The 23104-nt window shown below is 58.1% G+C and carries 19 protein-coding genes and 1 pseudogene; 14 read left to right on the forward strand and 6 right to left on the reverse strand.

From position 1 onward, the window contains the following. Nucleotides 1-176: 176 nt before the first annotated feature. Complete coding sequence (gene zwf, locus QEN43_RS01345) at nucleotides 177-1652, reverse strand: glucose-6-phosphate dehydrogenase (protein ID WP_026610491.1); 1476 nt, start codon at nucleotides 1650-1652, stop codon at nucleotides 177-179. 1200 nt (nucleotides 1653-2852) lie between these two features. On the opposite strand from zwf, the gene QEN43_RS01350 reads away from it, so the two are divergent. From QEN43_RS01350 to QEN43_RS01375, 6 genes are all read left to right on the forward strand, one after another. Beyond that, the gene (locus QEN43_RS01350; RefSeq protein WP_051331733.1) at nucleotides 2853-3386 is read left to right on the forward strand and encodes a hypothetical protein; all 534 of its coding nucleotides are present in this window, start codon (nucleotides 2853-2855) and stop codon (nucleotides 3384-3386) included. Next, nucleotides 3325-3984 carry a lipase family protein gene (locus QEN43_RS01355; protein ID WP_317963636.1) on the forward strand — a complete coding sequence of 220 codons (660 nt, stop codon included), beginning with the start codon at nucleotides 3325-3327 and terminating at the stop codon, nucleotides 3982-3984. Before QEN43_RS01350 ends, QEN43_RS01355 begins: the two co-directional genes overlap by 62 nt. 555 nt (nucleotides 3985-4539) lie before the next feature. Next, nucleotides 4540-4962 (forward strand): suppressor of fused domain protein, encoded by a 423-nt coding sequence (locus QEN43_RS01360; protein WP_026610493.1) that lies wholly within the window; start codon nucleotides 4540-4542, stop codon nucleotides 4960-4962. Nucleotides 4963-5512: 550 nt separating this feature from the next. Further along, nucleotides 5513-6645, forward strand: a protein-coding gene (locus tag QEN43_RS01365) for an IS630 family transposase (RefSeq protein ID WP_156912775.1) whose coding sequence is annotated in 2 segments (ribosomal slippage) — nucleotides 5513-5954 and nucleotides 5954-6645 — 1134 coding nt in all. Because the reading frame shifts where the segments join, the coding sequence is not laid out codon by codon here. A gap of 47 nt (nucleotides 6646-6692) precedes the next feature. After that, a complete protein-coding gene (locus tag QEN43_RS01370; RefSeq protein WP_084162087.1) occupies nucleotides 6693-7229 on the forward strand; it encodes a tetratricopeptide repeat protein in 537 nt (178 codons plus the stop codon). A 137-nt stretch (nucleotides 7230-7366) separates the two neighbouring features. Continuing rightward, nucleotides 7367-7513, forward strand: a complete 147-nt coding sequence (locus QEN43_RS01375; RefSeq protein ID WP_156912776.1) for a hypothetical protein — start codon at nucleotides 7367-7369, stop codon at nucleotides 7511-7513. Between the two features lie 69 nt (nucleotides 7514-7582). Here QEN43_RS01375 and QEN43_RS01380 read toward each other — a convergent pair. Continuing rightward, nucleotides 7583-8345, reverse strand: a pseudogene (locus QEN43_RS01380) (transposase). 774 nt (nucleotides 8346-9119) lie between these two features. On the opposite strand from QEN43_RS01380, the gene QEN43_RS01385 reads away from it, so the two are divergent. Then, on the forward strand, nucleotides 9120-10760 hold the full coding sequence (locus QEN43_RS01385; RefSeq protein WP_084162089.1) for a reprolysin-like metallopeptidase: 1641 nt from the start codon (nucleotides 9120-9122) through the stop codon (nucleotides 10758-10760). Nucleotides 10761-10788: 28 nt separating this feature from the next. Here QEN43_RS01385 and QEN43_RS01390 read toward each other — a convergent pair whose 3' ends face one another. The 4 genes from QEN43_RS01390 to QEN43_RS01405 form a co-directional block, all read right to left on the reverse strand. Continuing rightward, nucleotides 10789-11433: an MBL fold metallo-hydrolase gene (locus tag QEN43_RS01390; protein ID WP_026610499.1), complete on the reverse strand. Its 645-nt coding sequence runs from the start codon at nucleotides 11431-11433 to the stop codon at nucleotides 10789-10791. A 447-nt stretch (nucleotides 11434-11880) separates the two neighbouring features. Further along, a complete protein-coding gene (locus QEN43_RS01395) occupies nucleotides 11881-13986 on the reverse strand; it encodes a TonB-dependent receptor (RefSeq protein WP_235726612.1) in 2106 nt (701 codons plus the stop codon). 645 nt (nucleotides 13987-14631) lie between these two features. Then, the gene (locus QEN43_RS01400; RefSeq protein ID WP_156912777.1) at nucleotides 14632-14775 is read right to left on the reverse strand and encodes a hypothetical protein; all 144 of its coding nucleotides are present in this window, start codon (nucleotides 14773-14775) and stop codon (nucleotides 14632-14634) included. 56 nt (nucleotides 14776-14831) lie between these two features. After that, complete coding sequence (locus QEN43_RS01405; RefSeq protein WP_026610501.1) at nucleotides 14832-15215, reverse strand: hypothetical protein; 384 nt, start codon at nucleotides 15213-15215, stop codon at nucleotides 14832-14834. A gap of 992 nt (nucleotides 15216-16207) precedes the next feature. Here QEN43_RS01405 and QEN43_RS01410 point away from each other — a divergent pair. From QEN43_RS01410 to QEN43_RS01440, 7 genes are all read left to right on the forward strand, one after another. Beyond that, nucleotides 16208-17386 (forward strand): exo-alpha-sialidase, encoded by a 1179-nt coding sequence (locus tag QEN43_RS01410; protein WP_317963637.1) that lies wholly within the window; start codon nucleotides 16208-16210, stop codon nucleotides 17384-17386. Nucleotides 17387-17397: 11 nt separating this feature from the next. Then, complete coding sequence (locus QEN43_RS01415; RefSeq protein ID WP_235726613.1) at nucleotides 17398-17760, forward strand: copper resistance CopC family protein; 363 nt, start codon at nucleotides 17398-17400, stop codon at nucleotides 17758-17760. A gap of 13 nt (nucleotides 17761-17773) precedes the next feature. Continuing rightward, nucleotides 17774-18487, forward strand: a complete 714-nt coding sequence (locus QEN43_RS01420; protein WP_026610503.1) for a hypothetical protein — start codon at nucleotides 17774-17776, stop codon at nucleotides 18485-18487. Then, nucleotides 18484-20208, forward strand: coding sequence for a hypothetical protein (locus QEN43_RS01425; protein WP_051331738.1), 1725 nt, complete (start codon nucleotides 18484-18486; stop codon nucleotides 20206-20208). The genes QEN43_RS01420 and QEN43_RS01425 overlap by 4 nt, the downstream gene beginning before the upstream one ends. Then, nucleotides 20208-20864 carry an ABC transporter ATP-binding protein gene (locus tag QEN43_RS01430; protein WP_026610504.1) on the forward strand — a complete coding sequence of 219 codons (657 nt, stop codon included), beginning with the start codon at nucleotides 20208-20210 and terminating at the stop codon, nucleotides 20862-20864. The genes QEN43_RS01425 and QEN43_RS01430 overlap by 1 nt, the downstream gene beginning before the upstream one ends. Before the next feature lie 126 nt (nucleotides 20865-20990). Further along, nucleotides 20991-22151, forward strand: coding sequence for an ABC transporter permease (locus QEN43_RS01435; RefSeq protein ID WP_026610505.1), 1161 nt, complete (start codon nucleotides 20991-20993; stop codon nucleotides 22149-22151). A gap of 11 nt (nucleotides 22152-22162) precedes the next feature. Next, entirely contained in the window at nucleotides 22163-23077 is a 915-nt protein-coding gene (locus QEN43_RS01440) for a metal ABC transporter substrate-binding protein (RefSeq protein WP_051331739.1), read from the forward strand. The last annotated feature ends 27 nt before the right edge of the window (nucleotides 23078-23104 follow it).

The raw sequence follows: 23104 nt of genomic DNA on the forward strand, positions 1-23104 counted from the left end.
CTCCGGAAACCGCCCGCGTTTAACGTTTAAAAAGCATCGACGCTCGGCCATTCGGCTGAGTGGCGTCGCGGGTTCAAGTCTGTCAGCCTTACGAACCGGCGCCATATCGTCGTGGCGTTCGGCCAACCGCTGCCAGGCGCGGGAAATTAGTCCCACGGCCTTTCCGTTTTTAGGATTCAATCATCCTCGTGCCAACGATGGCCATTGCGCGACAGCAGTTCGGCAGAGGCAGTGGGGCCCCAGGTTCCGGCTTTGTACGGCTCCGGACCGTTTGGATCTGCGGCCCAGGTGTTGAGAATCGGTTCGACCCAGCGCCAGGCCATCTCCAATTCGTCCTGGCGCACGAACAGCGCCTGGTTGCCTCGGATGATGTCGAGCAGGAGACGCTCGTAGGCTTCTTCGCGGCGCTCGGTGAATTTGCTCGTGAAATCGAGGTCGAGGGAGACCGGCCGTAGCTGCATCGAATGGCCTGGCTGTTTGGCATTGAGGTAGAGCCGGATCGATTCGTCCGGTTGCAGGCGGATGACCAGCTTTGCCGGGGCGCGCGAGCCATTGCTGGGCAGCGGAAAGATGTGGTGGGGTACGTCGTGGAAATGGATCACGATGTCGGCGAGGCGTCGCGGTAGGCGCTTGCCGGTGAACAGGTAAAACGGCACCCCGGCCCAACGCCAATTGGCGATTTCCGCTTTGATGGCGACGAAGGTTTCGGTCTTGCTGCCCATGGGAACGCCATCTTCTTCGAGATAGCCGCGCACCTTCTGGCCGCCGCAGACTCCAGCACGATACTGTCCACGTACGGTATTCATGCGGACAGTCTCGGGCGTAAACGGTACCAGCGATTCCAAGACCTTGAGCTTTTCGTTCCGGATCGCGTCGGAGTCGAGGCTGGAGGGCGGTTCCATCGCGACGAAGCAGAGTAATTGCAGCAGGTGGTTCTGCACCATATCGCGCAGCGCTCCGGTCCCGTCGTAGAAGCCCGCGCGGCTGCCGATGCCGACGTCCTCGGCAATGGTAATCTGCACGTCGGTGATCCATTGCCGTCTCCATAAGGGTTCGAACAAGGCATTGCCGAAACGCAGCGCCATCAGGTTTTGTACTGATTCTTTACCTAGGTAATGGTCGATGCGGTAGACCTGTGTTTCCTGGTAGTGACGGCCGACCGCCTCGGTAATCGCGTTGCTGGAAGCGAGATCGTGTCCCAGGGGTTTTTCCAGCACCACGCGGTCATTCGGCCGGTTGAGACCTTGTCGTGCGAGGCTCTCGCAGATCGTGGTGAACAGCGAGGGGGCTACGGAGAGAAAGAAAACATTGACCTCTGCCGGGGTTTTTTCGAGCCGAGATTTTAAGATGGCGTAGTCGTCGGGATTCTCAGCGTTGATTTTTTCGTAGATCACACGTCGGCGGAAGGTTGCCCAGATGTCGTCGTCCCAATCGGCTGCCGGCACGAATTGCCTGGCTTTCTCCTCGGCGATCGCGCGGTAGTCTTCCAGTGTGTAGTCGCGTCTTCCGAGACAATACAGATAGCCGGAGTCTCCAAGCTGACCGTTTTTGTGACTCTGATACATGGCCGGCAACAGTTTGCGCATCACTAGGTCGCCGGTGCCGCCGAAAAAAACCATGTTAAAAGATTGGGGAAGGGATGGCTGACTCATCGTATGGATCCTCGTAGGCCGTTTTAGGTTACAGGAGGGCTCGCGAAAAAACGCACAAAAGTCAACTTCACCCTTTGCCGGAAAGGCTAGGGCTAGTGCACCTTTGTTGACGAGCAAAGCGCAAAAGGCGTCTTCGCCGTTTACGCCGGTAACAATGAGTCTGCCGCGCATGAAGCCGCTCCTTGGCCTTGGTGATTACCTCAGCGTGAAAATCACGAAATTCAACCGTCTGGTGCGGCGTATTGGGCGGCGATAGTAAGAGGGCTTGACGTGGATGTCAATGCGGTCGACAGGGTAGCCGAGTCCGAGACAGCCGCACTCCGCGCGGCACCGATGAGCGTAAAGTTCGGGTTTCAATTCGGCTGTTGAAACCAATGACAGGTGACGCAGCCCAGGAAAAATCCCAATGCGCTGGTGGTCTGAAACGAAGGAGTTTTCCGGGCCGGTTTTGCCCCGTTCGAGGCTTTGCGTGAGATTGAAAAGAGTAGAGGAGCCGAATTCCCATAACGTGACCTCGTTCGCAAAAGGGTGAACGAGCGCACGGAATGGCCTGGCACGGCCTCACCAGTGCAGCGCCAGCCAATGCGCAGTCTCACTCATTTGGGTTGCTTCCATGGTTATAAGGAAAGGGCGTTCGTGAAAGTCCGTGTTTATTAACGGACTCACGCAGTTTTTAGCTTGTTGTCCCGTTTACATTCGGTGCCATCCATTTGAAACCAATTCCATTCAATTCCGCAAAGTCACGTAAGCAGGGGCGGTTTCCAACCGCGGCCGAATACCGGGCCGGGCCACGGTCGCGGTTGCCCCCTGCCGGAACCGCCATAACGGAGTTCGCGGTTAAATGAAGCGTAAAAAACTTCGCCTCCGCGCCCGTCCCATCATCGGGGAAGGGCCGCCCAACCCCGCCCCGCAAGATGTTTCACCAAGGCGATGAAAAAGGGCGTGTCCAAAAAAATGACGTAGCGGGAAAGATCAAATAAAAGGCACCAGCAAAGCGGACATCATTCATTGCCGCACGAACAAACGCATTTATCGAGTCATTGATCAGAATGTGTGAGAGCTCACATTTAGATGGAACAACTTTAGGTATTATCGCGACGCGCTAATGCCAGCTCACATCCAATTGAAATAGCAGAGCCGCAAAAGCGAAACATGCAAGGGGCGCGTATTTAATACCATCATTTATGGAGCATAACGATCATGTCTGAGCTTATCCCCCAGATTAGAAATCTTCATACCACGGCGTTCGTCCTATCAATGCTGAGCAACGCCGGCGCCAATCAAAAGAACTCCTCGCCAGCCGCGCTCATCGCCTACTTGACCGATCAAATCAACGATAAGCTTGGAACATGGGAGTTCAAGATCTTCTTCGGGGATTGGAAGATCGCCCTCGGCCCGTATATTTACCAGCACTCGCCAAAGGCCAATATGATCGACAACGCCATGGTGGTGTTTAATAACGCGGCCACGAATACCTATGTCGTTGCCATAGCCGCCACCAACCCCATTTCGGATTATGATTGGGCGATCGAGGATTTCAACGTTTGTTTTACCAAGGATTGGCCTAATAGCGACGCCCCCCGCGGGTACCAAGATTTCGTTCGGCACATACATCGGTGTCACGAATATTCTAGGTATGCCCTACGCTTCCGTTGGGCAAAGCGGACCGAATTTGCAGGATTATCTGGCGTCTGTGGCCAGCCCGGATGCCACGCTAATCTTTACCGGGCATAGCCTGGGCGGAGCCTTGTCGCCCACGTTGGCCGCCTGGTTATATGGCAATACCCAGGCGCGGAAAAACTGGAAGAACGTCTATGTGTTACCCACCGCGGGCGCCACGCCCGGCAACCAGCAAGTCGTGTCGTTCTTCTCGGAACAATTCCCGGCAATAACCGATGGAAATCAAGTTTACGATATATGGAATAAGGTATTGAGGAATACCCTCGATATTGTGTCCCATGCCTGGCTGCGCTCCGATCTGAAGAAGTTGCCCACCATTTATTCCACCGCCACCACCCAACTCGAGGCCGAACTCCAGCAAATTGTCGATAGTGTCTTGCTGGTAATCCCGCCGTTTTATACCGACTTGCCCCCGCAGTTCTTCACTGGCACGGCTCCGACGGACACCAGCTCGACCATTAAGGAATATCTTGAGGCGGCGGCTATCGAGCATGTGGACGCCTATCTCGAACTATTCGGATTGCCCGACGAAGAAAGCGGGGCAGCCATGCGATCCATTCTTGCCCCCATCGCCGCCGATATGAAGGAAAGCTTCGTTCGGAAGTTCTCCGACGCCATCCAGCGCTTGCAAGCCAATCGGGCGGCGGCTTAAGTATTGAGTGGCGGTTTGTGAAGTGACCGCATTTGACTGGATGCTTTAGTTGGCTTAGAGAATCCCCCGCTCTGGCAAGGATGCTGTAACGGCGGTCTTAAACCTACGGATGAGTGGTTCCAAATCACGTTGGATCCATAGCCTGTTCAGGGCAGGATAAAACCTATCGCCCCTTCCAAATCCACAGGCTTCCCCAAACAACCAGAGAATAAAAAAGTTAAACGGCCTTTTTTCGTAAGGAATCTACTCGCGGCACCCGCAGCTACACTTGGGTCAAGAGCCGGCTGCAAGAGTCCCGGGCGATCACGAAGGCTGAGAAGCGGAGCGCGCACCCAAGCCGCGGGAACGCAATCCCGTACCGGGGATGGATTTGCTGAACACGACCAAGTTCCGTGGCAGTACGAATACACGATCAGCGGCTTTAACTTTCCTGCTGGATATGGAGCCAAAGAAATCTTTCCGAGAAAGCGCGAGACGAGGTATTGGATGAGTATATTAGGGGCATCCCCTCGAATGCCCATCCTGTAATCGATCGCGTGGAGCAAAGCCAGCAGAATGAAAGAGAACGGGTTGATCAAACACTTGGAACTGTACTTGGGGGCTATCGACTACGGCTGGAGTATGCCTACGAGTCCGAGCGGGGTGATGGTCGCTCGCTTTCGGAATAAACCCTATCAAGGAGCTTATAGCTATGTCACGCTCGGCATGAGCAATTACCAGCTGCCCATGTCGGAACAGAGGACAGTGTTACAGGAATTCGTTTTCTTTGCAGATGATGTTTTCCCGAGCGAGCCTATTGCCTCTTTTCTATTGACATTCTCCGAGTATGTCCTTCAAAAGAAGCAGGCACTTCTTCGCGGCGATGTGGTAGGGCCCAGTTCGCCTTTGATTCCTGGGGTTCATTGCAATGCGGTGTATGCTGGACTTCCTGTTCTATATGAGGATGGTTTTTCAAGGAAACGACACCCGCTACAGTAATGGTTTGGCTAATACCTATCACGGCACGCGAGGCCGAATTTATCAAACTCGAGGGATGGAGCAGATTCGAGGATATCTTGGTAGAAAAGAATCCAGATTTTGGCGACCTTAACAGAGCGTCGGTAGTATGAGAAATTCCATTGAAGTTGCGATTTTCGGCTGAATAACGGTTTCGCTTCAAGATAGGAATGAAACTTGAATACCCGTAATGGCCGCATTCTTAGCGTTTGGTCGAAGATTCTCGGGCGCCTGTTGACCACTGTTATGGCTGGCCGTCTTTCGTTATCCGCCATGCCACCTGTTTTGGCAGCACTTGCATAGTCACCTTGAACCAAGGCTACGGCTTTCAATATACGCCGGGCGGCCTTTCCCTTGAATTTATCCGGTTGAACCAATTGTTGTTTCAGCTTTTGCATCCGACAGACGGGCGAAAGAATGCTTTGAGCAAGTGTATTGCGTGACCACTCTAGTACTGCATCAATCGTCGATTGCCGATTCCAAGGAATGACGGTCCGGCGCTTCTGGCCGGATCCTTGGTTAGGAGACGAAGATGGCGAAAAAATATCGGGTGACGCTGACCTGTGAGGAGCGGCGCGAACTGGAAGGGTTGGTCAACAAGGGCAAGAGCGAAGCGCGAAAACTGGCCCATGCCCGGATTTTGTTACAGGCCGATGAAGCCGAGGGCGGGCCTTGCCGCACCGATGACGAAATTGCTCGGGCGTTAAACGTCCACGTTCGTACGGTGGAACGGGTGCGGCAGCGGTTCGTGGAACAAGGTCTGCCGGCGGCCTTGGTGCCCAAGCCGAGCGAACGCGTGTATCCCCGGCGGCTGGATGGTGCCCAGGAAGCCCGGCTGATCGCGCTGGCTTGTTCGCCGCCGCCGGAGGGCAAGTCGCGCTGGACCTTGCGGCTCTTGGCTGAGCGTCTGGTCGAGCTGGAAATGGCTGAGACCGTCTCGTACGAAACGGTCCGGCGCGTGCTGAAAAAAACGAACTCAAACCGCACCTCTGCAAGCGGTGGGTCATTCCGCCGAAAGCCTCGGCCGAGTTTGTTGCGGCCATGGAGGATGTCCTAGAAGTTTATCAGCGGCCGTACCGGAGCGAACGGCCGGTCGTCTGTTTGGACGAGACCTTTATCCAGCTGATCGGCGAGGTCCGAGAACCGCTGCCGAGGGAGCCGGGGCGGGTGGCACGTTATGACAGCGTCTATGTGCGGAACGGGGTGGCGAGTGTGTTCTTGGCCTTCGAGCCGCTGGCCGGGTGGCGTGACGTTCAGGTCACCGATGGCCGGACCCGTCAGGACTTTGCCCAGGTTGTGCGAACCCTGCTGGAGGGGCGCTATCGGGAGGCAGATAAAATCGTGTTGGTGATGGATCAGCTAAACACCCATTCGACGGCGCGCCTCTATGAAGCTTTTGCGCCGGAGGAGGCTCGACGGCTCGCCGAGCGGCTGGAGATTCACCACACGCCGAAGCACGGGAGCTGGCTGGACATGGCGGAAATTGAACTCAGCGCTTTGGCCCGCGATCTGCCGGAGCGGATCGGCGAACGGGCCGACCGGGTCCGGCATGTCGCCGCCTGGGCGCAGCGCCGTAACCAAACCCAAGTGAAAGCCAACTGGCAATTCACCACGGCCGACGCGCGGATCAAACTCCGTAAGCTTTACCCCACGTTTGACGGGTGACGGAGCACTAGAAACGGCAGAGTGTCAGAAATACCAGGATAACGGTCATGGGAACGCCCAAAGAGAAAACAAGAACTAAGGGTCACCGATCGAATCGGTTCGACAGAATCGCAGGCAGTGCAGATTCGCTCTTTGCTGAGGCCTGCGAGCGGTTGGACTCAGGTGCCGTTCGTGACGCTTTCGAGCTGTTTTTCGCCGCGGCTAAGGCCGACCATTTGGGCGCACAGGTCAACCTCGGGTTTCTGTTTGATACGGGGACAGGGGTTGAGAAAAACCGGGAAAAAGCCATGTATTGGTATCGGAAAGCAGCCCGTCGGGGTGAAGCTTCGGCTGCCAACAATATCGGGACAATTTTTAGGGACGAGGGAAAGTGGCGCTTAAGTCTTCGATGGTTCGAAAAAGCAATAGAACTGGGTAGCGCCGAAACACTTCTTGAAGTCGCCAAATTGTGGGCGGGGCCACTTAACCAGCCCCTGAAGGCGAAACAAGCCCTGACGACCCTTCTGGAGGCTAACGACATCAGCGAGGTGTGTGAAGAAGAAGCTATGAGGTTAAAGGAGATTCTTGAGAAACAGGGTGTTTAGAGCCTGCTTCCAAGGCGTTATTCATGAGACCCATGATCACTTCGGACTACAGCCATGACTGCCTTCGTCAGTTGGTAGCTAGTACCCCGCCCGTTGGCATGGTGTATCGGTATATGAGGACTACCCAGTAATTAACAATGCCGACTTCGCTTGACATCGCTGCTGAATATGCGCGGCAAGGGTATTGGGACGAACTCGAAGCGTTGATCGACGTCGAGCCCAATCTCGTGAACGCCACGGACGAGTTCGGAGAGAATCTGTTAATGATTTGCGCTTCATTTTAGGTCCTATCCCTTTGGGCCGGACTGCCGTGAACCCTTCGACTAGCTCAGGACAGGCTTGTTGAAGGGTACTTAGCGCGTGCTATGCACTTTGAACCACTGGAGAGCGGCCTTAACGGGCATTAGGATGGCAAAGACGAAAAAGGGCAAGCCGGCCAAGGTCTTGGCCGATCGCTCATCACCGCGAGCCGAGCACTGAAACCGGACGATACAGCCGAAACTGCGTTTCACCACTCACCGCGAAGAAACAGTACAAAGCCGCTTTTGGCCTCCGGTAGCTTGACTACGTCCAGCCAAGTGCCCTGCTGGCGGGCGGCCTTGGCTGCCTCGTCGCCGGTGTAGCCCTGATCGACAAACGCCACTTCGACCTGCTGTCCGGTTACCTGTTCAACAGACCGCGCCCATTTGCCACTCGGGCACGCTCCTGCTTGTCGGCCGGCATGATCACCAGGGCCGACAGCTGGCCCAAGATATCGACGGCCCTGTGGACCTTGCTGCACTTCTTACGCTTGTAGCCATCGTAACCGGCCCTCGCACCGCTCTCACAACTGGACGGCACCGTTCGCCCATCGAAGATGGCGGCACGGGGCTATCGGTTCCAGCTTTGAGCCTCACACCGAAGTTCTCGGAGGTCGTGCGCGATCGCCTCGAAGCAGCCCGCTGCAAGCCAACGTGTGGCCTGCTGATAAACGGCTTCTCAGGACGGCAGGTCATGCGGTAAGAGCCGTCAGAGCGCACCGGCCCGCACCAACCAGTGCAGACCATTGAAGATCTCGCGCAGATCTTGCTGGCGTTGGGGCACGTCCGTCTTCATCAAGGTGAAATAAAGGGCCATGAATGTCCATTCCTCGTTTGACACATCGTTAGGATTTTGAAATTCGACCGGCGAAAAGCGATGCCATTTTGTGTCGATTCTCACTTCGGCTCACGGCGGGTGGAATTGCGATCCCGACTCAATCGACATAGGTCGATAAAGTAGCAAAACGCCCGGATCTTCCAGGGAAGCGTGCACCCAGCCTCCTCCGGCTACGTCCGGCTCGGTTTGTCGGGCGTGAAACCCTGGATTCTGATCTGAGGGAGCGCATTCCGATAGATGTCGGTCGCCGGTGTTCGCGCCCGTCGCCCCGAACGGGAATCGTAGGACCATCTTCGTCCAGATCTTCAAATGGCGAGATTCGGTCGGCATCGAAGATCTTCGATGATCACGCTGTAAGCCGAGGATGATTTTTTGACGGCATTTCCTTACAGTACTAGCCGAAATGCTTGATGCCTTGGGCTCTCCTCAGCGAAAAGGCAGGCCGGCACAAAAGTCGGCTACTTGCTCTTTGCCGATTCTGGACTAAGCTCAAGGTGTCGCGACAACTCCCAAAGGTTGTTTTCGACAACGCGACGTTGCCCGGCTGACACCCCGCAGTCGGGCTTTTTTTGTTAAATGATGGGCTAGCGACTGCGTGAATGGCAGAAATCGTGCGTGTTCGTGCCTAACATACTTGGAGGTTAGGTAGCGGCAGAAGTCGATCAAAAGGGGTTCGCCGCTGTTGACCCACGCCTCCGCCAGTTTGTAGCATCGATTTATTAATCCGGTAAGTGCAACCGTTCGGAGGGATCCATGACAATGAGGCTGACGCCGGGTCTGTTTGCGCTGGCATTGGCTGCCATGCCGCTGTCGGCGCCAGCCGTCGCGGATCAGGGATCGGGCATGCGGCCGGTGCCGGTTGATTCCTCGGCCGAAACATCCGGCGCTTTAACCATCGACGCGGGCGGCATTCATCTCTCGGCCCGCAATATTCCGTTGGATAAGCTCCTTCGCGAACTGGCGCGTAGCAGCGGGATTGCGTTCGTTCACCCGGAAAACCTGAAAGATCGGTCGATTACGGCAAGAGCCGACGCGAATGATTGGGCCACGATCGTTCGGGTCGCGTTGCAGGGCTTTAATTATGCCGAGCGGTTGAACCGGGCCGGCGCGATCGAGCAGGTGATCATTACTGGGCTCAACGGCGACGGGGTGGATGCGCCAGTATCCGTGCCAAGCCGACGAGGCGAAGATTCCGCGGTGACGAATTCGGCCCGGAACGGTCTTCCTCCTCAATTGGCCAGACTGCCCCGGGACGCGGTTCAGCCGATCCGTCTTGACCGGGCACGGCTGATGGCGATGGCGTTCGGCGACGAGCTGGCGTTAAACCTGCCGGAGGGAGAGCGTACTCTGGTTCACGATAACCGCTACACCCATGAAAACGGCGACGTAACCTGGGTCGGTCATCTCAAGGACGACGGCCAGGCCTATCGCGCGGTGATGACCTTCGGGCAAGATGGCGCCATGGGACAGATCACGGCCCTCGACGCGCTTTATCAGATCGAGCCCGGCCGAGACCAGCAGCATTGGCTGATCGATCTTCGGGCGGCCGGTTTGAGCCCTTCGCCTCAGCACGGACGGGAGGCGGTCCCGGGATTGGCGGCAGAGAGCGCAAGCGAGGACAGTGCTTCGAAAGAGACAAAGAGCCGTCGAGCAACAGACCGAGCTTCCGCCGCGCCAACGGCAAACCCCGACATCGATACCTCGACTCCAGCGGTGATCGACCTGTTGGTGCTCTACACCCCTAACGTCGCTTCCGGAAAAGCGATTACTCGCATCAACCAGTTGATCGCGCTGGCCAATCAGACTTTCGTCGACAGTCGGGTCGCGATCACCCTGCGCCTAGTGGAAGCCATAAGGGTTGATTATCCCGAAGACGTCGACAACGGGGACGCGCTGCGCGACTTGACCTTCGGCCAAGGCGCCTTTCGCGAAGTCGCCGCCTGGCGGGAGGCGGCCGGTGCCGATCTGGTTACCCTGATCCGACCGTTCAACCACGTCGCGCATAAGGGCTGCGGTAGCGCCTGGCTGAACGGGATCGATGGGAGTCCGCTTTCGCCGGATTATGGGTTTTCGGTCGTCAGCGACGGCTGGAGCGGCTCGTATTACTGCTCGGATTACGCGCTGGCGCACGAACTAGCGCACACCATGGGAAGTGGGCACGACTTGGCCCGCGGCGGCGACGGTGGTATTTTTCCCTATTCCCGCGGGTACGGTGTCCCGGGGTCCTTCGGAACAATCATGAGTTACGCCCGTCCCCGGTTGGGTCTTTTTTCCAATCCGGAGATCTCACTGTGCCGGGGGGCGCCGTGCGGGCTGGACATAGCGAACAACGCGCTATCGCTCAATGCCGTGCGCATGCGCGTGGCGGGCTTCAAACCGGCCACCCGTCATTAGCGGTATCAGCAACGAAAACAAGCTGGAATCAACCCTCGAACGGCTTTGCTGGGTCGCCGTCGTCGGCCGCGAGCAGTGTCCGCAATGCAGTCTTCGGGTTGTCGAGAATCGGCACGCCATGGTCGAAGCAAAGTACGGCGAAGTCCAGGTTCAATAGCTGACGCACACTCTGACGGGTCAGCTCCGGGGCTTCGTGGTACCCGGCCGGCACGAAAGCCAAATCCTCTCCGGCACCGTGCGACAACAAATCCGGGCAGAACAGGACGCCGGGTGGTCGGGACAATAGGAAGGCGTAATGAGCGGCCTCCGGGCCCGGTGTGTGGATGGGCCTAAGATCTCCCGGCAGAACGTCGTCTGCTCGGTAACGAACATCCGGTTCTTCATCCATCGGCCGCGTGCCTTCCGGTGCGTAAACCTTAACGCCGAAATGACGACGGTAATACCAAGCGGCGCGCTGGTGGCAGGCGGCGGTGAGGCAGATAGCTTCGACCGGTCCCAGGCGCTCAAGTACGCCCGTCTCGACGCGTAAAGGATCGATGAGCACGATGCGATCATGCGAAGCAACGGCATGGGCGTCGCTCTCGTAACCGATGCGGTCATCCTGCACCGTCCAGCGCCACACCCCGGGCACGACGGATTCGATAGTGGTGGCGATAGCTTTCGGTTCGGACATAAAGCCTCCTTTTGCCTCGGTTTTCCTTTAGATGGCTGTGTTGTCCCGCCTGCTCCCAGCTGCTGAGGTGCAAGCGGACGTCTCGGACACCGAAAGAGCCGTTCAGCCTTTTTAGCACGCCGCCTGCATTTAGGTATGCACCACCTTTACGTGGTTGTTTTGTAGCGCCATTCCTTGGTTGCGGTCTTTGCAAGCGCCGGGAAGTTCATCGAGCACGCCCTTGTTCATGCGACATTCGACGCTTTCCGTCTACTACGACAGAACTGGCGATTGCAGCACCATCATTCGTTGGTGCGGCTCATGCGCCGGCCCATGCCGTGGGAGCAAGGAGGAGAACGACGCGGGAATTTCCTTGCTACGCACGATATAGCTTTTCGTCCCATGATGCTGTCGAGGATCGGGTACGGGAGTGGTTACACGATCCCAGGGCGGCAATTGTGTCCACGTTCAAAAACTGATCGATGCGGTGACCCGCACCTGCCTGGGCATTACGGGATGTTTGAGTATGCCGTCGATACCCTCAGCCGGCTCGCCGGGAAGGCGTGATGTGTAGTAGTAGGCGATGTCGTTACTCTTCGAATCGAACAGATTGAAAACATCGACGGCGAGCCTCAATTGCCGGTACCGATAACCCACGCCGAGATTGACCAAGGTGGTGTCGCCCGCGTCGGCGTTGCCATCTTCGGTGAGCGGCACATGCCCGAAGTGGCGCAACCTGACGGTAGCGAAGACGTTGTAGGGCAGCTCCGCCACAGCTCCGGCGCTGATGACGCGACCTACGGAATTGGGGATATCGTTGGCACCGCGCGGTGCGTCGCGAAAGCTGGCCGAGGTGAAGGCGAAATCGGCGTCCAGGGTTAGCCAGTCGAGAGGCTTGTAATAGTTGGTCCATTCGACGCCGTAGCGCTCGCTTTTGCCGGTAGGCTCGGTGGTGCCGGCATCCCCGGCGAACACCAGTTCCGAATCGGATTCCAGCCACCAGACTGCCAGCGTGCTGTTGAGACCTTGCACGTATTGAGTTCGGACGCCGCCTTCGGCGCCTCGTTGCCTCGCCAGCGGCGGCACTCTGCTCTGGGAACGTGTGGGATCGGTCGGGTCGATTCGCGTGGTCACGCCGCGGGCGTCGTTGGAATGAAAGCCGTAGCCCAGGTTGACGAAGAATTCGGTGTCCTGCCAAGGGCCGAAGATCAGGCTGAGCTTGGGGCTGACGATGGAAGCAGTTTCGCTGCCCGAATTCTGTGAGTAGAGTCGGTCGCTCACGTCGAAGAAATAGGTATCGCTTCTGAGCCCCGCTACGGTGCGGAACTTTGGAAGCCAGTGGCTTTTGTTGGTGAAGTAGAACGAGAGGGCGGTCTCGTCGACGTCCGCGCGGGTGATGGCTTCGATTGTCCGCCGCCGTTCGGTGTGATTTAGAGTGAGGTCCATGATGGCGTCGTGCCGAACCTGGAAACCTATCGTGTTGTCCATGTCGAAGCCGAACCAGCGGTTGAACCAAGTCTGTTCTCCGCTGCCTCCCACGATTACGCGTTTCTCCCTCTGGCCGATCTGATCGCCGTGAACGGGATCGTCGAGGAAGCCAGTGAAATTCGAGAACAGGGCGACGTCGTAGTAAACCGCGTAGACATCGAGCTGGTTCCTATAGGAATCGCCGCGGCTCCAAACGTTGGCGGAAAGGCTGTAGCGGTCGGTCTTTCCGGCATCGCTAGCATCCATGGTGCCGTAAAGACCGAGCTGTCCGGATTCCATCGCGCGTTCCGGAATCTGATTGGTGGCGTCCCAATGGGCTCGGTAGGCCTTGCCGTTCAGGGCCAGCCCCCAATCGTCATGATCAATCGTATAGCGCAGCATGCCGTTGAACTTTTCAAGATCTTCGGGCCGTTTCCAGGGGCCGTCGTTGAAATTGACCTCGGCGCCGTAGAGCAGATCGCCCGTCCCCAGCACGTTGGAGTTCGCTGCCACCACGCGGTAATAATCGTATTCGCCGCCGGTGAATTTCACGAAACCTTCCGGCAGTCGGTGCAGGGTATGCATACGCGCGTAGCCTGCCGAGGAAAAATCGCCTACATCGGCATAATAAGGGCCTTTGCCAAATTCCACGCGGTCGACCAGTTCCGGGATGATCCCGTTCAAGTCGAGGTAGCCTTGCCCATGAGCATGGGTGGGTAGGTTCATCGGCACGCCGTCTAGGGTGACGCTGAAGTCGGTGCCGTGATCCAGATTGAACCCGCGCAAGAAGTATTGATTCGCTTTGCCGGTGCCGCTGTGCTGGGTCGCGACGGTGCCCGGCACCACTTCGACCAACTCGCCGACGCGGGACAACGGGCGGTATTTGAATTCGGGCTGTCCGACCACGCCTTGCGACGCAGAATCGACGACACCGAGAAGGTCTGTGGCGCGTCCCTGCACCTCCACGGCATCTAGAACGAGGGCCGAGGACGGGTTGTCGTCTTCGGGCAAGGGATGTGCCGACACCCCTTCGGAAAGGGTGCACAGTGCAATGCTCAGGCCCCGGCCGAATAAGAAACGAACGAATGTACGGAATTGGTTTTTCATGGAGGCGGAACAGTGTCTTGTAAGTAAAGGCAATTGCCATGCCGAACGGCTCCGAATCGGAGCTGAGCAAGACATCACCAGCGCAAATAATTCCCCTAAGGGGCGGGGACGCGCCGAGAAAACGCCGAGTTGCTTGTACGGGACGGGAATGCCGGTCGGTTCCAGCCGCCTCAGCGGTCGAGAGCATAAGTCAAGCCCCGCCTGTGTTTGGGTTTTCGAAATCCCCTTTGGTTGTCTCGAACCCACAGTGGAGCGGCAAAGTTTCGGTTCGGTAGCGTCCGGTTCTATCCTTGATTCGAACGGCCGGCTCAGGGCATTCCGAAAAGTTCCGCAACATGCGAACCGCTGGAGGGACATCCCACCAACCAAGCTTGTTTGTCGAGATTTTGCGAATTACGGTTGCGACTTAAGTATTCGTACCTTGCTTTTCCTGCATCCGGTACAGAACGCGTGTGCCGCGGGTGGTGTGGATGTTCGAGTGGCGCTATATTTCACTGAAGGTTGAAGATGCCTCGAAGCTGTTCCCCAAGTTGGTGCATATGCGCCAAAAAGTCCGGCAAGGTTGTTAGGTACGCCGTGTGCGCCCTGCCTGCAGAAGGCGGCGCGCATGGCGTACCCCGGACATTCAAGTCCTCCCGACCCCCTTCAGCGAGATAAACCGTCCAAAGGCGCTGCCTGTTGCTCCGGTTTTTTGGGGCCTGGTGTATTGCCGAAAGGTCCTTCTTTGCCGCATCCCGCCAGGATCAGCGCTATCGAAATAACGATCACAATGTGCTTGCTCGCGTTCATGCCGGTCTCCTGCTGCATGTGTCGGATGTGTCCTCGTTGAGTATCCAGGTTTTTCGCTAGAGCTTTCCCTCCTTCTTGTAGTATTCGACTTCTTCGTTGATCAGCTTGACGACTTCCTCGAGGGAGTTTACCGCTGCAGTGGTTTGCCCTCCGTTTTCTAACTCGGCAATTACCGCTTTCAGGCGGCTGCTGGAATTCTGCATGGGCATCGTGCTTTTTTCCTTGTAGGACGCCACGGCCAACTTGCGTGCCAGTTTCGCACTGTCTAAAGCCGCATCCTTGTTGCCTTGCTTTGCCGCGTCCAGAGCCGATTGGGTGGCTTTCTGGACTTCCAGCAGATTCGGCGGCGGGTCGGCATACCGTCCGCCGGCAAAACTGACGCCCGAACTCAGGCTCAGAATCAAGGCCAAAATGGTTTTTATCGTCAAACGACCTGTCATGTCATGCTCCTTTTCATACGGTTAAAAGATGGCCCGCTTCCGCAGTTGATTGCCGGCAGTCCATAACACTAGAAAATCGGTCGCGGGCAGCATGAATATCCGTGGGAGAACGTGCCCAGAATTCAGCCGGCAGGTATCTCGCAAATTCCGTGCCCCGGTATTTTGCTGTGTCAGATCACGAAGTTTTACGTGTCGGTAATACTCACAGATTTCTTTTCAATTAATTCAGAGAGATATTTATAAAATATTGAAATAATGTGATAAATACCAATTGAGGCTCGAGTGATAAGAATTGAACTGTGGGATATAGCATATTATTTGTGCCGGTTATGTTGGATACGACAAAACGATATTTGTCCCGTTTTTTTGGGAGGGTTATTTCGCCGTTAGGTATGTTGAGTGAAAGCACATCATTGGTTGCGTGAAGACGCGCAGGGTCCGGCATTTATACCGGAAAGGTGTATTTGTGGCCTCGGCTTATTGACGTGAAATGATCAGAGTCGCAAGTTCGTCGAAATATGTATAGAAAATGTTGCAATAGCGTCTAAGCGCTGCCGGAACAAAGTCATCTATAACGTTTTTTATACAGATTAGTGATTTCCCATAATACTTCGTCATTTCCCTTATATCGAATAGCTTCGCAATTCTTATCCTATTGTTTTTAAGTATGTTTTTTGTGGCACGGGACTTGACTGTATTTTTGACGCTTGTACGTCCCGTATTGAGCGTTTGTTGGAATGTTTCTTTGAACTCAAAGAACCGCAGTTGACTACTGAAAAGAGCGCAATGCCTCATCAGCCACAGCGTGCCCTCAGCCCAACCCGACTTCCAAAGGGAAAGGGGCCAAACTCCCTTCTCCCTCTGGAAGAAGGGATGGGGACAAGGGCCTAGCGCTTTTCAGCTCGTATCCAGCTGCCGGAGTTAGGTTGATTAAGGATAGGCCCGTGCTTTCTGCCAACCGAAAGTCTCTTGTTGCTTGGACGCCGCTATCCGTGGGATTCGTATTGCTCGGCTGTCTCGCAGGCGGTTCAGCGGACACGGCTGTGGGCGAGCCGGTTGTTGTAGCTGTTGCCGGATTGGAGGAAACCCGGAGTTTCGATCTAGTCGTCGAGCAGGGGGTGATACACGGGCTATTGGCGGGGCGTTTCGGCGAACGCGACCGAGTGGCTTATCTCCATTCGGCTGACGGCGGAAAAACCTGGAGCGAGCCCACGTTTCTCGATGCGGAGGACGAAGCTCCGGTCATTTCGAGGCGCGGAAACGACGCCCGCCTGGCTGTGCACGACCGGCACATCGTCGCCGTCTGGCAGCAGCGCGGCGAATTACCGGGTACCGGTCCCCTGACCGTCGCCGCCTCGGCCGACGGCGGACGAACTTGGCGCCGCGGTCGGAATCCGGCCCTGGGCGATCCTTTGAACAATCAAAGTTATCCGGCGCTCACCGTCGGCGAGGACGGGCGTTTCCATCTCGTCTGGCTGGACGACCGTGAAGAAAACGGCAACACCCAGGGGCTGCGCTATGCGACGTCTTCCGACGGACTGCACTGGAGCGGCCAGACCACCCTTGACTCGGCGGTCTGCACCTGTTGCTGGACCCGGATCAGCACGCTTCCGGATCGGAGCGTCGCGGTCCTGTACCGGGATGCCGATCCGCACGACATGCGCCTGTTGCGCGGTCCGGTAGGCGACGGGCAGTGGCTGGATCTCGGACCGGTGGGAGTAGCCGGCTGGCATTTTACCGGCTGTCCTCATTGCGGGGGCGGACTGGTCGCCACCGGAAACGATGGAAAAACGGTCCTGCACGGCGTGGCCTGGACCGGGAAGGATGCTTCTCCTGGACTCTTTTACGCGCGATCCCCCGACCTCGGAGAACACTGGGAACCGCCTTTTTTCCTGGGCGATGGGCGAAGCCGGGAAAGCGACATCGCTGCGCGCTCGGGGTCCGATCTGGCCATCGTGTTCACCCGGGCGGGCGCGGACGGCACCGCTGTGTACGTCGTGAGATCCCGCGACGCCGGTGCCCATTGGTCCGCTCCGGTCGCGCTGACGTCGCCGAAAGCCAGCGCCGATCATCCCCGTATCGTAGCGACCCCGTGGGGGTACAGGGTGTTCTGGACGATAACCCGGCCCGGCGGCGGCAAGATTTTGGTGATGGCGCCACCTTTCTCATGAGGACGACAACCTTGAAACGCAGACTGTTACCGATATTGACCGGTTTGGCGCTCACAAGCCCCGAGGTCCTGGGTCATGCGATTCTGGTGAAGGCCGATCCCGAGCGCGATGCGATCGTGTCCGAGGCACCCACGGAGGTGCTGTTGACCTTCAACGAAGGTGTCGGCAATGCGTTTCTAGCCCTCGCGGTGGTCAACGACGAAGGCAAGCGGGTGGACAAGCACGACGCCCGACTCGACTTCACCGACCGTTCGCGGCTGCGGGCATCGGTGGAGAATTTAGCGCCCGGGCGATACATGGTGCGTTACCGCGTGCTGTCGGCGGACGGTCACGTGGTGAGCGGCAAGTATTTCTTTCAGATTCAAGCCAAGTAAGGAGGGCTTTCTGATGATGATTTCCCACGAGCTACGTTTCTTGCACCGCCTCTCGAAATGCGCGGTGGTTGCCACTCTCACTCTCGCAGCAGGCGCCGTATCGGCTGCAGTTTTACCCAGGGACACTTCCAACGGACGCCAGATGTATCAGGGGGCATCCATGACCTGCTTGGCCGCCAACGACTTCTACGCCGTCCATTTCACTGCGTTGCAGGAGGGCAGACACGAAGGGGAGCAAACCGATTTCATAAAGTATTGCCGTGAAATCCCGAAGCCTGGAAAGACCTATCTGACCCTCGATTTGCTCGACCGCGACGCGCGTCGCATGCCGGTAAGCCTGCGGGTCGTCGAGGAGGACCTCGGCGAGGACGGTCGGCTTGCGAAAGAGAAACGCACTCTCGTGGAAACGCTGCCTACGGTGTACAAGAGCGGAACCGCCGAAATCCAGGCGAACATTACGGAGCCCGGACATTACGCCGTGATTGCGGTATTCGGCGAAAACGACGGCTTCATCAGCGAGGACGACAGGTTGCGGATACCCTTCAGCGTCGGCATTGCCAGTCCGAACCAGCCGAACCGCTGGCCGGGTGCCATATTCGCCCTGGTTATCGCTATCCTGCTCTCGGTCATGGCTTGGCGCGGCTATCACGGCCTACGGTCCAGGGTTCCAGCCCGCGCTGCCAGCAACGACGGAGAACAGCCCGTATCGGCACGACAGATGCCATGAGGGGTGCCGTTCGCCGATCCGTTCTCGCCTTGGCTGGGCTCGTGCTGTTCGGTTCGACATGGCCGGCTCTGGCCGATTGGGCCGGGTTCCGCGACTATGTGGCAATAGCCGAAGTCCGAGTCGAGGAAGAATCCATTAGAGTCGAGATCCGGCTTCGGGAAAACGGTCTCCCCCGGCTACGCGCTTTGCTCGGTCTGGCGGCTGAGGCTCCTGTTTCCGAGATTGCCGGACAGATCCTGCGCATGGTCGCGGACCGGAGCGCGATTCCCGAAGTCAGGCCCATCGCCGTGTGGAGGGTAGACTCGTCGAATAACGGCGGACGTGGGGCCGAACCGTACTATCAGGCCGAGATGACTGTTCCTCTCAGGTCTCGTCCTCGGGTTTTGAATCTGATCCCGCCGGATCGAGCCGACAAAGAATTGGGGCTGGTCGTGCTGCATCGGGGCGTGCCCGTGGCCGATCCGGCGCCTTTGTCGAAACCGGCGCGCCTGCAACTGGACTGGAGCGATCCCTGGCGCTCGCGGTTCGACGATGCCGAACACGTGCGACGCCACACCGAGCCACGCTCCTTCGTTTATGTCGAGCCTTACGAAGTGAGGCATGAACTGCTCTTGAAGCTAAAGGACCTACTGCCAGAGCTCGATTTTGTGCCGGTGAATCCGCACCGCATCCAAGGCGAGGAGCGGGAGAGACTGAAACAGGCGATCGGCGATTTGCTGCTGCACCGAAATCCGTTGCGCCTGGATGGTTTGGCGGCGATACCGCGGCTGGATCGGGTCGAGTTCGTCCGCTACCGGCGCGAGGGCGTGGAAATCGTTCCCGGCGGCGAGCCCCTCGACAGCGCTACCGCGGTAGTGGGCGCGATTCTGGTCTATCTGACCAAGCGCCCTGCTGCCGAAGTCGAACTAAGCTGGGAGCTGTTCGCCGCCGGCGAGTCGTCGCGATCGGTCAGCCTGCAACTGGACGACGAAATTTTCGATGCCGACGTGACGCGCCGGGACCCGGTGTTCCGCTGGTCGCGGGAAGAGGCGTTGGGAATATCTCCGACGCAGGATGCATTGCCAACGACAATTGGGTCCACGGAGGCCACATCCGCTCCTGAGAGCCTCCTGCTCCGCGTCTCTGGTATTGTGCTGGCGGCCGCAGTCGCGTGGCGCTGGCGCCGCAGCCGCCTTTTGCCGCCTGGCGCCGGTGCTCAGCTGAGCTTGACCCTCGCCGTTGCCGGTTGTGTCGTCTTTTATCCGGAAATAGCTCGCTTCTCTGCTCATGCGGGCAGTGCAGTCCTGGTCGGCCATGGTGAGGAGGTGATGAAAGCCGAGTTGCAGGCGCTGCTCCACAATGTCTATCGGGCTTTCGAACTGCCGGAGGAGGAAGCTGCGTATGATCGTTTGGCCATGAGCCTATCCGGGGACGTTCTGGAGGACGTTTATCTGCACCAACGCCGGACCCTGCTGCAGCGTGGAAAAGGACTCGGCGGGGACGGCCGGGTTCAGCGGGTCGAGGTTCTATCCAGCGATATCGAGTCGGTGGATCCGGAATCCGGCCGCGTTTCGGTCGCCGCTCGTTGGATCGCACATGGCTCGGTGTCGCATTGGGGCCATTCACACCCACGCGACACGCTCTATGCGGCACGACTAGCCCTGAGTCGGGCGGAAGACGGGCGCTTGAAGATCACGGATCTCGAATTCACCGAGGAGCGCGGGACGGACCCTGGGATGTGATGATTGAGATTGAAGACCTTGAATTTTGCTATCCCGGTGCCGAATTCCGCCTTGCGGTTCCGGAACTTCGGATTGCTCGCGGCGAAAGAGTCGCCATCATCGGTGCCAGCGGGGCCGGGAAGACCACCTTGCTCAAGCTGATGGCCGGCATCGCGGTGCCACAATCCGGGTGTGTCCGGGTCGGCGGCGTCGAGGTGCAGGCTCTGAACGACCGTCAGCGCCGCAACTTCCGGCTGTCGTGCATCGGGTTCGTGTTCCAGGAACTGGAGCTTTTCGACTATCTGAATGTGCTCGACAACATCGTTCACACCTACCGGATCAACCGGGCTCTCAAACTCGACAGTCGGGTGTGGGCAAGAGCTATGGAACTGGCGGAGCAGGCAGGTCTGACGGAGAAATTGAGGCGGATGCCGCGCGAGCTGTCCCAGGGGGAGCGGCAGCGGGTCGCGGTGTGTCGGGCGCTGTTACCGGAGCCGGCGCTCATTCTCGCGGACGAGGCGACCGGTAATCTCGATCCCGCCAACAAAAGCCGGGTTCTGGATCTCTTGTTCCGTATGGCGGAGCGGCGCGGTGCTACCCTTGCAGCCGTCACCCACGATCATCAAACGCTGCCGCGTTTCGATCGGGTGATCGATCTGAGCGCTCTTCATGGCTAATTCGGTGTAGCGTCCACGGCAGGCGGGCACCGCGGGTTTTCGTTCCGATCGAGACATAGACACCGGATTCGGCGGCGTTTCCAAACTTCCCATCGTCCATGCGATAACAAAAAACGCTCAAACGGGATGCAGCACGATTTTTACCTCGCGTTGCGCTATCTGTATCACAACAAGATCCGCAGCCTGATTTTGGTGGCCTGTTTGGCTGTCATCATGGCGCTGCCTCCGGCCTTGCACCGCCTTTGGGACGAAGCCGAGCGTTGGATGTCGGCGCGTGCCGAGGCGACGCCGCTGCTGGTCGGCGCCAAGGGCAGCGCGGTCGATCTGGTTCTGAGCACGCTTTATTTCACCGAAGCGCCGGCATTCATAAGCATGGGCGAAGCCGACCGTATCGCCGCAACCGGTTGGGCCGACCCGATACCGCTTTACGCCCGATTCCGGGTCCGCGGTTTGCCGCTGGTGGGGGTCACGACGGACTACTTCGAATTTCGTGGGTTGACGCCGGCGCAGGGCGTTTTGCCGGCCCTGCTGGGGGACTGCGTACTGGGTGCTGAGGCCGCCGAGCGGCTGAAACTCGTACCGGGGGATCGTTTTTCGACGACGCCGGAAAACGCCTTCGACCTGGCTGGCGCTCATCCGCTCAAGCTGAAAGTGGTCGGTATCCTGGCGAAATCGCATACACCCGATGACCGGGCGGTGTTTGTGGACCTTCAAACGGCCTGGGTCATCGAGGGATTGGGACACGGACACGAGACCGAGCAAACGGCGGGCAGGGCGTATGCGCCGTTCGTGCCGGTTTCAGGCGAGGCCGTGGCCTACACGGAAATCACCCCGGATAATCTGGCGTCCTTCCATTTTCACGGCGACCCCGCCGATTTTCCCATCAGCGCGGTGATCGCTGTGCCTCGCGATGCACGTGCGGCCGCTCTGCTGCGCGGGCGCTATCTGGACGACGCGGGCAAGACTCAGATCGTCCGCCCGGTAGATGTGACACGCCGTTTGCTGCGAAACATTTTCCGCGTGGGAGAGCTGTTCGACGCCGTACTGTTACCCTTGATCGGAGCTGCACTGCTCATGCTTGTCCTAATTCTCGCGCTTTCCTTCCGGTTGCGACGGCGCGAGATCGAAACCATCCATCTGATCGGCTGTTCGCCCCTGACCGTGGTCCGGCTGATGGCCGCGGAAATCACGCTCATCGTACTCGCCGCCGGAGCATTGGGCTCCATCCTGGTGTTCGCGGTCACTGGCGCCGCCGCCGAGTTCGTTCGCTATTTTGTCATCGCTTGAAGGAGTAACCCATGTCGATCCACGCCTCATGGTGCCGGTTCGCGCTTTACTGCTTGTTTTTCGTTTTTGCGGCGACCATCGCTCAGGCGAGCGCCGCCGGCTCGTCCGGACTCAAGATCGTCGCTGCCAACTATCCGCTGGCCTATTTCGCGGAACGGCTGGCAGGCGCCAGGGCGCGCGTCGTCTTTCCCGTTCCGGCCGATGTCGACCCGGCGTTCTGGCAACCCAGCGCTGATGCGGTGGGCCAGATGCAGAAATCCGACTTGATCCTCCTCAACGGCGCCGGTTACGAAAAATGGCTGACCCAGGTCAGCCTGCCGCGCCTCAAGCTGGCGAACACCTCCTTGGGGTTTCGGGATGCCTATCTCCGCATCGAGAACGCCGTGGTTCACAGCCATGGACCCGGCGGCCAGCATGCCCATGAAGGACTTGCGTTCACCACCTGGCTGGATTTCGAACAGGCCGGCAAGCAGGCACAGGCCGTGGCCGATGCCATCATCCGAAAGCGGCCGGAATGGAAGAACGTGATACAGGAAAACCTCGAGCCGCTGCTAGATGACCTTGCCGGCCTGGATAACGAACTGAAACGCACTGTCGCCGCCGGTCCCCACCGACCGCTGCTCGCGTCCCATCCCGTCTATCAATACCTCGCCAGGCGCTATGGCCTGAATCTGCAGAGCGTGCATTGGGAGCCCGATGAAATGCCGCCGGACGCGGAATGGATAGCGTTGCAGGGTATTCTGAAGAATCACCCTGCCCGCTGGATGATCTGGGAAGCGGAGCCCGCGCCGGAGATCGCCGCAAGATTGAGGGCCATGGGCATCGAAAGCGTGGTGTTCGATCCATGCGCCAACCGGCCCGAATCGGGCAATTTTCTGAGCGTGATGAAGCGGAATGTAGAAGGACTGAAGGCCGCGTTCCGTTAAAACGGGAGGAGCACAGCGATTCCTGGG

Source organism: Methylocaldum szegediense (assembly GCF_949769195.1).
In the GTDB taxonomy this organism is placed as follows: Bacteria; Pseudomonadota; Gammaproteobacteria; order Methylococcales; family Methylococcaceae; genus Methylocaldum; species Methylocaldum szegediense.

What these genes read in the sequence shown, in the direction of transcription:
- QEN43_RS01405 (WP_026610501.1), bottom strand. Translation starts at nt 15,215, where the DNA reads ATGACAGGTCGTTTGACGATAAAAACCATTTTGGCCTTGATTCTGAGC.
- QEN43_RS01430 (WP_026610504.1), top strand. Translation starts at nt 20,208, where the DNA reads ATGATTGAGATTGAAGACCTTGAATTTTGCTATCCCGGTGCCGAATTC.
- QEN43_RS01370 (WP_084162087.1), top strand. Translation starts at nt 6,693, where the DNA reads ATGGGAACGCCCAAAGAGAAAACAAGAACTAAGGGTCACCGATCGAAT.
- QEN43_RS01390 (WP_026610499.1), bottom strand. Translation starts at nt 11,433, where the DNA reads ATGTCCGAACCGAAAGCTATCGCCACCACTATCGAATCCGTCGTGCCC.
- QEN43_RS01425 (WP_051331738.1), top strand. Translation starts at nt 18,484, where the DNA reads ATGAGGGGTGCCGTTCGCCGATCCGTTCTCGCCTTGGCTGGGCTCGTG.
- QEN43_RS01360 (WP_026610493.1), top strand. Translation starts at nt 4,540, where the DNA reads ATGAAAGAGAACGGGTTGATCAAACACTTGGAACTGTACTTGGGGGCT.
- QEN43_RS01375 (WP_156912776.1), top strand. Translation starts at nt 7,367, where the DNA reads ATGCCGACTTCGCTTGACATCGCTGCTGAATATGCGCGGCAAGGGTAT.
- QEN43_RS01420 (WP_026610503.1), top strand. Translation starts at nt 17,774, where the DNA reads ATGATGATTTCCCACGAGCTACGTTTCTTGCACCGCCTCTCGAAATGC.
- QEN43_RS01440 (WP_051331739.1), top strand. Translation starts at nt 22,163, where the DNA reads ATGTCGATCCACGCCTCATGGTGCCGGTTCGCGCTTTACTGCTTGTTT.
- zwf (WP_026610491.1), bottom strand. Translation starts at nt 1,652, where the DNA reads ATGAGTCAGCCATCCCTTCCCCAATCTTTTAACATGGTTTTTTTCGGC.
- QEN43_RS01400 (WP_156912777.1), bottom strand. Translation starts at nt 14,775, where the DNA reads ATGAACGCGAGCAAGCACATTGTGATCGTTATTTCGATAGCGCTGATC.
- QEN43_RS01385 (WP_084162089.1), top strand. Translation starts at nt 9,120, where the DNA reads ATGACAATGAGGCTGACGCCGGGTCTGTTTGCGCTGGCATTGGCTGCC.
- QEN43_RS01435 (WP_026610505.1), top strand. Translation starts at nt 20,991, where the DNA reads ATGCAGCACGATTTTTACCTCGCGTTGCGCTATCTGTATCACAACAAG.
- QEN43_RS01350 (WP_051331733.1), top strand. Translation starts at nt 2,853, where the DNA reads ATGTCTGAGCTTATCCCCCAGATTAGAAATCTTCATACCACGGCGTTC.
- QEN43_RS01395 (WP_235726612.1), bottom strand. Translation starts at nt 13,986, where the DNA reads ATGAAAAACCAATTCCGTACATTCGTTCGTTTCTTATTCGGCCGGGGC.